This window comes from Leuconostoc sp., from assembly GCF_965300815.1.
In genome coordinates this window covers 1-8,743 of the sequence record NZ_CBDKZH010000056.1, presented here as the reverse complement: position 1 = coordinate 8,743, position 8,743 = coordinate 1, and the positions used below count along the sequence as shown (strand labels likewise).

11 protein-coding genes, 2 tRNA genes and 1 other annotated feature are annotated in these 8,743 nt (G+C 44.3%); of the genes, 4 read left to right on the top strand and 9 right to left on the bottom strand.

The window, feature by feature from the left end; genetic code table 11:
• The 3 genes from ACW12G_RS04935 to ACW12G_RS04925 all read left to right on the top strand — a co-directional run.
• The coding region (locus tag ACW12G_RS04935) for a PTS sugar transporter subunit IIC (protein WP_455647407.1) at window positions 1-947 on the top strand (947 nt) is incomplete at its 5' end.
• Between the two features lie 58 nt (window positions 948-1,005).
• Entirely contained in the window at window positions 1,006-2,046 is a 1,041-nt protein-coding gene (locus ACW12G_RS04930) for a branched-chain amino acid aminotransferase (protein WP_029509817.1), read from the top strand.
• 133 nt (window positions 2,047-2,179) lie between these two features.
• Window positions 2,180-2,251: transfer RNA gene (locus ACW12G_RS04925), tRNA-Glu, on the top strand.
• Window positions 2,252-2,323: 72 nt separating this feature from the next.
• On the opposite strand, the gene ACW12G_RS04920 is transcribed toward ACW12G_RS04925, so the two are convergent.
• The 9 genes from ACW12G_RS04920 to ACW12G_RS04880 form a co-directional block, all read right to left on the bottom strand.
• Window positions 2,324-2,854 carry a YutD family protein gene (locus tag ACW12G_RS04920; RefSeq protein WP_010004442.1) on the bottom strand — a complete coding sequence of 177 codons (531 nt, stop codon included), beginning with the start codon at window positions 2,852-2,854 and terminating at the stop codon, window positions 2,324-2,326.
• 23 nt (window positions 2,855-2,877) lie between these two features.
• Window positions 2,878-4,233, bottom strand: a complete 1,356-nt coding sequence (locus tag ACW12G_RS04915; RefSeq protein ID WP_455647406.1) for a bifunctional metallophosphatase/5'-nucleotidase — start codon at window positions 4,231-4,233, stop codon at window positions 2,878-2,880.
• Between the two features lie 38 nt (window positions 4,234-4,271).
• The gene (locus tag ACW12G_RS04910) at window positions 4,272-4,880 is read right to left on the bottom strand and encodes a metallophosphoesterase family protein (protein ID WP_455647405.1); all 609 of its coding nucleotides are present in this window, start codon (window positions 4,878-4,880) and stop codon (window positions 4,272-4,274) included.
• A 52-nt stretch (window positions 4,881-4,932) separates the two neighbouring features.
• A complete protein-coding gene (locus ACW12G_RS04905) occupies window positions 4,933-5,379 on the bottom strand; it encodes a hypothetical protein (protein ID WP_029509813.1) in 447 nt (148 codons plus the stop codon).
• Window position 5,380: 1 nt separating this feature from the next.
• Window positions 5,381-6,475, bottom strand: a complete 1,095-nt coding sequence (locus ACW12G_RS04900) for a M24 family metallopeptidase (protein WP_455647404.1) — start codon at window positions 6,473-6,475, stop codon at window positions 5,381-5,383.
• Window positions 6,476-6,591: 116 nt separating this feature from the next.
• Complete coding sequence (gene rpmA / locus ACW12G_RS04895) at window positions 6,592-6,909, bottom strand: 50S ribosomal protein L27 (RefSeq protein ID WP_010000600.1); 318 nt, start codon at window positions 6,907-6,909, stop codon at window positions 6,592-6,594.
• A gap of 28 nt (window positions 6,910-6,937) precedes the next feature.
• A complete protein-coding gene (rplU, locus tag ACW12G_RS04890) occupies window positions 6,938-7,237 on the bottom strand; it encodes a 50S ribosomal protein L21 (protein ID WP_010000601.1) in 300 nt (99 codons plus the stop codon).
• Window positions 7,238-7,248: 11 nt separating this feature from the next.
• Window positions 7,249-7,332, bottom strand: a sequence feature (ribosomal protein L21 leader region).
• Between the two features lie 59 nt (window positions 7,333-7,391).
• Window positions 7,392-7,967: a TetR/AcrR family transcriptional regulator gene (locus tag ACW12G_RS04885; protein ID WP_029509811.1), complete on the bottom strand. Its 576-nt coding sequence runs from the start codon at window positions 7,965-7,967 to the stop codon at window positions 7,392-7,394.
• Window positions 7,968-7,996: 29 nt separating this feature from the next.
• Window positions 7,997-8,515 (bottom strand): molecular chaperone, encoded by a 519-nt coding sequence (locus tag ACW12G_RS04880; RefSeq protein WP_147001222.1) that lies wholly within the window; start codon window positions 8,513-8,515, stop codon window positions 7,997-7,999.
• A 115-nt stretch (window positions 8,516-8,630) separates the two neighbouring features.
• Between ACW12G_RS04880 and ACW12G_RS04875 the strand changes: the two genes are divergently transcribed.
• Window positions 8,631-8,704, top strand: a tRNA-Arg gene (locus ACW12G_RS04875).
• The last annotated feature ends 39 nt before the right edge of the window (window positions 8,705-8,743 follow it).

Below are 8,743 nucleotides of genomic sequence, written 5' to 3'. Positions count from 1 at the left end.
CACCACTCATCCAAGCCGGTTTGATGGGGCAAAAAATGCTCGCCCCTGCTCTGGGCGTAAGCATTGCCATTATGATGCGCGCCAACATTTTAACGACTGGTGCAGCTTTGATTGCGGCCACAGTCGGCTCAAACGCCGTTTATTTCACAACAACAGTAGTACCAGGTACGCATACTGCAACTGGTTGGTTAGCCAATCAACCCGCTGGTTCATTAGTGATGACATCAGGACAACCCATCTCAGCCGTTCTTGCAGCTATTTTGGCCGTGTTGGTTGGTAACTGGCTAACTGGTAAAACACCACTTGACATGATGTTGGTGCCATTAGCTGCAACATTGGCCGGTACTTTCTTTGGTCTTGGGACTGCCGCCGTGACCACACCATTTTTGAACTGGGTTTCTGAATCATTGGCTTCAACGATGAAGATTAATCCGTTCCTTGGCGCCTTTGTCGTCGCATTTGTTTGGTTCCTCTTCTTAATGACCCCCGCTTCTTCAGCCGCTTTGGCGATCGCTGTCATGCTTGATCCGCTTTCTGGTGGGGCAGCCATGATCGGCACAACAGCTGGCTTCGTCGTTTACACTGCTATGGGTTGGACGCAAAATGATCTTGGTGCTAATTTTGCCCAAACAATTGTCACACCAAAAGTCCAATTCCCTAACCTCTTAAAGAGTCCCGTCTTGATGTTTGGCCCAGCCGTTGTCGCTGGTTTGTCAGCCATGGTAGCCGTCGGGGTGTTCCATTTGAAAGTCCCATTTGCCATCGCCGGTCTTGGCTTAAATGGCTTCATTGCCCCATTGGCACTCGCTTCAACCAATCCAACTGGCCTCTTGTTACTCGTTGTCTTTGGTATCGTCGTCCCTGTCGTAGCCTGCATGACAATGTACTATACGCTTAAGAAAATGGGTAAAACCCGTGAAAATGATTTACATTTAGATGTTGTTTAATTTTTAATGACGCGTTATAGTAGAATTATTATAATTTTATCAGAAAGAAGAATAGATTATGTCACAAAAGAAAGCACAACCCTCTGATTTCAACTGGTCTGAACTTGGTTTCGAATACCACGACCTCCCTTACCGTTTCCGTGCCTACTATAAGGATGGCAAGTGGAGTGAAGGCGGTCTCGAAACGGACTCAAATTTGCCAGTCAATGAAGCAGCCACTGGCCTTCATTATGGCCAAAATATTTTTGAAGGCCTCAAGGTTTATCGGCGTAAAGATGGTGGTGCTAATCTATTCCGCCCTGATCGTAATGCCAAGCGATTCCAAGATTCAGCTGCTCGTTTGATGATGGCCCCCGTACCTGAAGAATTATTCCTCCGTGGGTTACGTGAAGTCACCAAAGCAAACCAAGACTTTATCCCACCTTATGGCACAGGTGCGACGCTTTATCTGCGTCCCTTCGAATTTGGTGGTGGCCCAGTAGTTGGGGTGCATCCTGCTGACAATTATGTCTTTGAAGTTTACGCCACACCAGTAGGTGCCTACTATAAGGGTGGTTTGACGCCAACTGCTTATGTGACAAATCATTATGATCGTGCCGCCCATGGCGGTACAGGTGCAGCTAAGGCCGGTGGTAACTACGGTGCTTCTATGCTTGCTGGTCATGAAGCGCATGCAGCTGGCTACTCTGATGTGGTCTATCTTGACCCACGTTTGCATGAAAACATTGAAGAACTCGGATCAGCTAACTTCTTTGGTATTACCAAAGATGGGCGTTTCTTAACACCAAAGTCTCCTTCAATCTTGCCATCAGTTACCAAGTATTCATTGTTGGCTGTGGCTGAAGAACTTGGCCTTAAGGCAGAAGAAACCACGATTTCAATCAATGATTTGGATCAATTCGCAGAAGCTGGTGCCATGGGGACCGCTGCTGTTATCTCACCGGTTGGTTCAATCACACACAACGGTAAAAAGCACGTCTTCTATTCAGAAACAGAAGTTGGGCCATGGACGCAAAAGTTGTATGACCGCCTCACAGCGATTCAATATGGCGATGAGAAAGGCCCTGAAGGTTGGGCTGTTGATGTCCCACTTGATTAAATACCAAAACCTAGACCTAGTGTCTAGGTTTTTTTAATTTGTTGACATTTTTTCTGATTAACCTGTTGACAACTTTTTTTCGAGTTGGTATACTAATATAGTTGTCTGATACAGATCAGACATTACTGACCATGGCTCGTTGGTCAAGTGGCTAAGACGCTGCCCTTTCACGGCGGAATCGAGAGTTCGATTCTCTCACGAGCTATACCAAGTCGCGACTTCGGTTGCGGCTTTTTATGTGTCTTTTTAATCAAAAAAATAACAGCCGAGATGGCTGTTATTTTTGTTTAATGACGAAAGCGCGTTTTCCGGGCTTTTTATTATTTGACTTGGCCGTTTTGTGAGCGATCGGTGGTTTTGTGACCCGCTTTTCCTTTTCGGAATTCGACTTACGACGCTGATTGCGCCGTGAACGATTCGCATTTTTAGGCCGCGCTTCTTGTTCTAGCGGTCGTGGATTGACATTTTCTAGCACAAAATACGGCGCCCCAAAGTTCACATATTCATAAAGATAATCTTGTAAGGCTTCGATTTTATCATCATTGGCAACGTTTTTATCATTGCGATAAAAACCCTTCAACCGTAATTGTTCAGCGGAAATATCACCGACAATATAGTCATATTGTGCCAACAATGGCGTGTAGCGCACCGCAAGCATATCAAGGTCGAATGCTGACTTAAAATCTTCCACCAGTTCAAGTGTTAAGCGGTCAATTTCAATTTCATCCCCTTGTCGGGTAATGGCATATGCCTGTTTACGTTCTGCCTGTTGTAATAAGGTCCGTTCTTTCAAAGTATCGCGATCCATGTTGTCAACCGCCTTTCATATTTTTAAATATGCGCATATTTTGTTTGATAATACTGTCCCATAAGTTCGCGTAACAATAGATCCTGCGCAATGGTTACTGGTGCTTGTTGAATCACTGGGAAAAAAGGCACCCATTTATAGTGGTCAAGGGTCGCAATTTGATATTGTCGCGCGGGGTCAAGCTTGTGCCCATCAAGCCAAATTTGACCGTGTCGGTCACGATCTAACCCACTAAATCGCATATACCCAAACACCTTACCACGAAAACCACTGCCTTTAACCGGTAACGTCGCCAGTTCGGCCTGCTGGTCGCTAATGGTCGTCACCAACTGACTAATCTCATCACCCGACAGTGTCATAACCATAGGGTTGATGGCATGTGGCATACTTTCAAGCAGTTCATAGTCACTCAACTCACCTGCTGGTAACTCATCCACAAACATGCCGGTTGAGACCATGGCAATTGGGACATTAAAATATGCTTTTAGCGCACGCAACGCATCATAACTCTGCTCATCAGCTGAAATATCTCGTGGCAAATGGGTCACAATACGCTGTTTTAAAAGTGATTGTCCCGTCTGTAACCAACCGTGCACCGCTGAATAATCATAATCATCATCAGCTTCGGCCATTTCATAAGTCGGTGTCACTTGCGCTTGTTGGGACACAATCTGATGATTACGCAATGTCAAGGTAATATCGCCGACATGGTTCCCATAACGACCTGCCGCTGCCAGCAAAGTCCCATTAACTATTTTACCATGTGGCAGCAAATGATGGGTGTGCGCACCAATCACAACATCAATGGGATATTTTGCCCCGATTTTTTCATCAGTTGGCAAACCTAAATGCGATAATAACACGACCACATCGGCCTGTGCCCGCAATGTTGGTAACAATGCCTGAATCGTTTCGTCAACAGCCTGCGGGTACCAGCCAAGCATTGGATAAGTTAACGTATACGGTGCTGTTAAGGCAAAGACCCCCACCCGTGTCCCAGCCGGCGTGGTCATGATTTTATACGGCTTCGCCCACGATGGCTGTTCGCCTGCTGATGAGGCTTTTAAATTGCTCAAAATCACATCAAAATTGGCGTCTTGATACAACGTTGCCATCGCCTCATGCGGTAAAACTAAGCCCTCGTTATTGCCAATTGTCACGCCATCATAATGCACCTGGTTCATTAGCGCAACATTTCCCTGACCCATCGTGGCATCAGTGAGCGGATGTAGGCGATCGATGGCATCGCCAATATCAAACGTATAATGCGTCGTTGGAGCTGCTTGTGCATCTAACAAAAAGCGTTGAATCCGCGGCCAATTTTCAAGGTGCGAATGTACATCATTAGTGTGTAATAAATGAATGGTTTCAGTTGCCATCGGTCTCCTTTCTACTCTCGATCATGATGTTATTGTCGTTATAAATAATCGCGTCGTTTACCTAAAATAATCGCGACCACTTCTGCCTCACTTAATGGTGCGCCAAAAGGCACACTGTCTGTTGGTAAATAATCACGATCAGGTGAATCAATTCCGACGTTAATATTTTCTTTATGGTGGATGCTGGCATGATGAATATGACCATGTAAGTTGATCTTATTTTTAGTCAAACCAAATAACAACGGATAATGTGTTAAAAAGACTTCGTAGTGGGCAAATTTCATGCGCGTGCCGACTTCATGGACGCTAAATTTAGGTCGTCCCTTGTCGTCTATGTCATTATGCGCCAATAAATATTTTAAAAACGCTGATGTGTCGTGATTGCCTTTAATCAGCACCAGTCGGCCATTAAGACGTTGCAAATAGACCAACATCTCTGCCATCATTTGCTTCGCTGGTCGATCAACTGCCAGCATGATATCACCCAAATGATACACCGTATCGGTTGGTTTTACCCGCGCATTCCAATTAGCAACAATGGTTTCATTCATTTGGTCAACGGTCACAAATTGATCTCGTGGCGCAAAAAAGCCGCCATACAGTAAGTCACGATGAAAAAAATGGGTATCAGCCGTAAAGAAATTCATCTCGTCCCTCTTCTACCACAATGAGCAAAAAGACGTTGCGTTGAGCAACGTCTTAATGCGCCAATTGATACAAATAATCTGAAAAATCTTGCAAATTTGCTGGAAAGGCGTTTAATCCCCAAATAATCCGTTCCTGCGCACCAGGGGCTTTAAACCTAACTCCCCACTCATCATTTAAGCTCGGATCCGGATAAGAAGGGCCACGGTAAGCCGTCATCCATGTCTCAAGATATTGCCAAGCAGTCTCCGCAATATCATCCCACTGCGCAGTCATATCGAGCCAGTCTTCACGGTAACGCCAATTGAATGGCTCACCAGCCGCATTAAAATGCGGATTGTAAAAATCAAAGTCTGGATCTGTAATATTTTTAACAGGCTGCGTCTTATCGGCAATCTGTAAAAAGGCATGCCCTTCATGGCGCTTAAGATAAACGTAGTCAAAGCCCGTTGCCAAGTTACCACGATAGAAAACTAAAAAATCTAATCGCCGACTTGCCATATTATGCCTCAATCACCAGCAAGTCCTTAGGTAAACTTGCCGTTAAGTTTTCATAACCAGTTGGTGTCACAATCACATCGTCTTCGATCCGTACACCACCCTTACCAGCTAAGTAAATGCCTGGTTCAATCGTGAGTAAGTGACCAGCTTGCATTTCATCACTTGAATGTGCACTTAGCGCTGGACCTTCATGAATGTCTAAGCCAACACCATGACCTGTTGAGTGGTTGTATGCCTCGCCATAACCATGTTCAGTAATGTATTCACGCGCAACACGGTCAACTTCACTACCAGAAATACCTGGCTTAATCACATCAATGGCATTTTCATTCGCTTGCTTGACAATGTGATAAATCTTTTGCAATTCTTCATCCACTTCGCCAATCGCAATGGTCCGTGTAATATCTGAAGTGTAATCATCCACATAGTAACCAAAGTCAATCGTCACCAATTCACCAGGTGCAATCACTTTATCAGTGGCTTCCCCATGAGGCAAGGCCGCACGATAACCAGATGCCACAATCGTATCAAATGAAGCTTTTTCTGCGCCATAAAACTTTTGCAAACGGTCCAATTCATTCGCTACTTGACGTTCTGTCATACCAGGCTTAATGAAAGCCATCAAGTCATTAAAGGCCTTAATTGACGCATCCGCTGCACGGCGTAGCGCAGCTAATTCAGCTTCATCTTTAACTTCACGAAGTGCTTCAATCGCTTCTGGTACGGCATCAAAGCTGATATCAGCTGGTAGGAGTTCATCCATCACATCATAAACAGCATAAGGCATGCTAGCTTCAAAGCCCAACCGCTTAACGCCAAATTCAACCGCTGCTTGAGCAGCTGCTTCATAATACGCCCGCGTGACCATAAAATCGACCCCTTCAGGCAAGCGATCCTTATAGTCTTCTTCATAGCGGGCATCAGTAATTAGACGTGCCCGATCGGGACCAACCACGACCAACCCATCGCCAGTGCCACCGTCAAACCCTGTCAAATACTTTGTGTTGGCGCCTTGATAGACCACCAACCCATCGAGATCGAGCTTTTTTAAGAGTTTTTGTAATTTAGCAATGCGTGATTCAAAATAGTTCGTCATATCGCAACACATCCTTTTTATTTAATCGATGTTTCTATTATAACACAATCTCATAATTATTAATTTAATCTCATAAAAAAGACACAACCTTAATTGGTTGTGTCTTTTAATCGAAATTACTTAGCAGCTGCCAAGATTTCGTTGTATTGTTCACGTGTGTAAACAGATACTTGGCGCTTGTCACGACCCTTACGTTCGAACTTAACAACACCGTCTGTCAAAGCAAACAATGTGTCATCGCCACCCTTTTTAACGTTCACACCTGGATAGATGTGTGTTCCACGTTGGCGATAAATGATTGAGCCAGCCTTCAAAGCTTGTCCGTCAGCAACCTTAGTTCCTAGACGACGACCAGCTGAGTCACGACCGTTGGCTGAAGATCCGCCACCCTTGTGGTGCGCGAACATTTGCAAGTTTTCTTGATTCATCAACATAAGTCTATTTCTCCTTTACAAGTAATGATTACGCGATTGAATCAATCTTCACGCGTGTATATGGTTGGCGGTGGCCTTGCTTAGAATGCATGTTCTTCTTGGCCTTGTACTTGAAAGTGATAACCTTCTTTTGCTTACCTTGCTTTTCAACAGTACCAGTAACCTTTGCACCGTCGACAAAAGGTGTTCCAACCTTGCCATCAACCAAAACAACTTGGTCAAAAGTTACCTTTTCACCTTCAGCTGCATCCAACTTTTCGACGAAGATTGTGTCGCCTTCAGCGACCTTATATTGCTTGCCGCCTGTAACAATAACTGCGTATGCCATTATTGAATTCTCCTTATACTTAGACTCACCATCCCAGGCGGGCCGGCTCTAGTCCGACACGTACTTCAACCTGTTCTGAGTGGTTGTAGCTCTGCTAACAACTTTTCAATTATAACAAATCTTAAACATTTCGTCAAGAACGGGCGTCACAATCTCAATTGATCATGTCAAAATCAAACAAATTCAGACCCGTCTGACTTACCGCAGTGGTATTCACGCGTAAAATATCCGTGAATTCCTGCAAGAGCGCCACCTGGTCTAAATCCATATTATCTAACAACCATTTTGAAATTAAGGCCCAAAAGGCGCCAATGACAGCTTCCCACTGATAAACCATTTGCCGGTGATACGCCTCATCTTCTAAGTTGCCGAGCTGCGTCAACATTTGGGTACGCATACGCGACATCAAGGTGGCAAAGTAAATGCCATCACTATGCAAATTCAACACGGCATTATAAAAGGCAGCGCGGGCACTAATTGCCTGAATCATTTTAGCGACACGAAATTGACCTTGAATATGTTGGGTAAATTCTACCAACAAGTTATTATTCACTTCTGAAATCAAATGTTCCTTATTTTTGTAATACTTATAAAAAGTACCCCGCGTCACTTGCGCACGGTTCAAAAGTGTGGTGATTGAAAAATCCGGTTGGCTCGTAATTAAGCTTACCGTTGCTTCTTCAATCGCTTTTTTGGTTCTTAAAACACGAGCATCTTCTCTTTTAACCATTCCACTTCTCCACACGCAACAAGTCGTTCTTACTCGTCGTTTCTTGCACCAATTTTATAGATGGCTGATTCAATATTAAGATCTGTTTTCATTTGCTTGACGATATCTGCCCGTTGCGCTGAACTCTTATTCAAGGCATTCACTGATATCGTTATAATCGTATCAAACTTATCATGGAATCGTGACGCCACACTACCATCAATGTTGTAGTGCCCCTTTTGCGCGGCATGCACAATCGTGATAATACCCTGATCGCCATAGAAAGCATCGCGCAAGGCTTGTGCATCAGCACTACTCAAGTTCTCGCTATTGTCTTTAATAATCACATTGCCGGCGTTTTCAATGGCAGTCATTGTCTTTGGCTTATTATAATCAAACCGATCCAACGCTTGTACGAAATCTTTAATTTCACGCTGTGATCGTTGCAATTGCTTATAATCCGATTTTGGCATCGACACACCCGCATACTTAGGTTGCTGATTTGCGATAAACAATGCGGATAACAGCACAACGACGATCACGCCAAGGGCAATAAATGCTTTTCTCATGAGTTACTTCTCCATGTCTTCATTGTATATAGTATACTATGAATTTCTAATGAACAAAATAGGCGTATTCATTCTTTATCAATCGCATCATTTATGCTATGATATTATTTGTATTGCGTTGGTAGCTCAGCTGGATAGAGCAGCCGGTTTCTACCCGGCAGGTCGAGGGTTCGACTCCCCCTCAACGCATTTTCACCGTTTTACCACGATTGTTGGTAGAGCGGTTTT

Bases quoted from the DNA above. Each gene is read 5' to 3' on its own strand.
- ACW12G_RS04930 (WP_029509817.1), top strand. From the start codon at position 1,006: ATGTCACAAAAGAAAGCACAACCCTCTGATTTCAACTGGTCTGAACTT.
- ACW12G_RS04920 (WP_010004442.1), bottom strand. From the start codon at position 2,854: ATGGATCGCGATACTTTGAAAGAACGGACCTTATTACAACAGGCAGAA.
- ACW12G_RS04915 (WP_455647406.1), bottom strand. From the start codon at position 4,233: ATGGCAACTGAAACCATTCATTTATTACACACTAATGATGTACATTCG.
- ACW12G_RS04910 (WP_455647405.1), bottom strand. From the start codon at position 4,880: ATGAATTTCTTTACGGCTGATACCCATTTTTTTCATCGTGACTTACTG.
- ACW12G_RS04905 (WP_029509813.1), bottom strand. From the start codon at position 5,379: ATGGCAAGTCGGCGATTAGATTTTTTAGTTTTCTATCGTGGTAACTTG.
- ACW12G_RS04900 (WP_455647404.1), bottom strand. From the start codon at position 6,475: ATGACGAACTATTTTGAATCACGCATTGCTAAATTACAAAAACTCTTA.
- rpmA (WP_010000600.1), bottom strand. From the start codon at position 6,909: ATGTTGATGAATCAAGAAAACTTGCAAATGTTCGCGCACCACAAGGGT.
- rplU (WP_010000601.1), bottom strand. From the start codon at position 7,237: ATGGCATACGCAGTTATTGTTACAGGCGGCAAGCAATATAAGGTCGCT.
- ACW12G_RS04885 (WP_029509811.1), bottom strand. From the start codon at position 7,967: ATGGTTAAAAGAGAAGATGCTCGTGTTTTAAGAACCAAAAAAGCGATT.
- ACW12G_RS04880 (WP_147001222.1), bottom strand. From the start codon at position 8,515: ATGAGAAAAGCATTTATTGCCCTTGGCGTGATCGTCGTTGTGCTGTTA.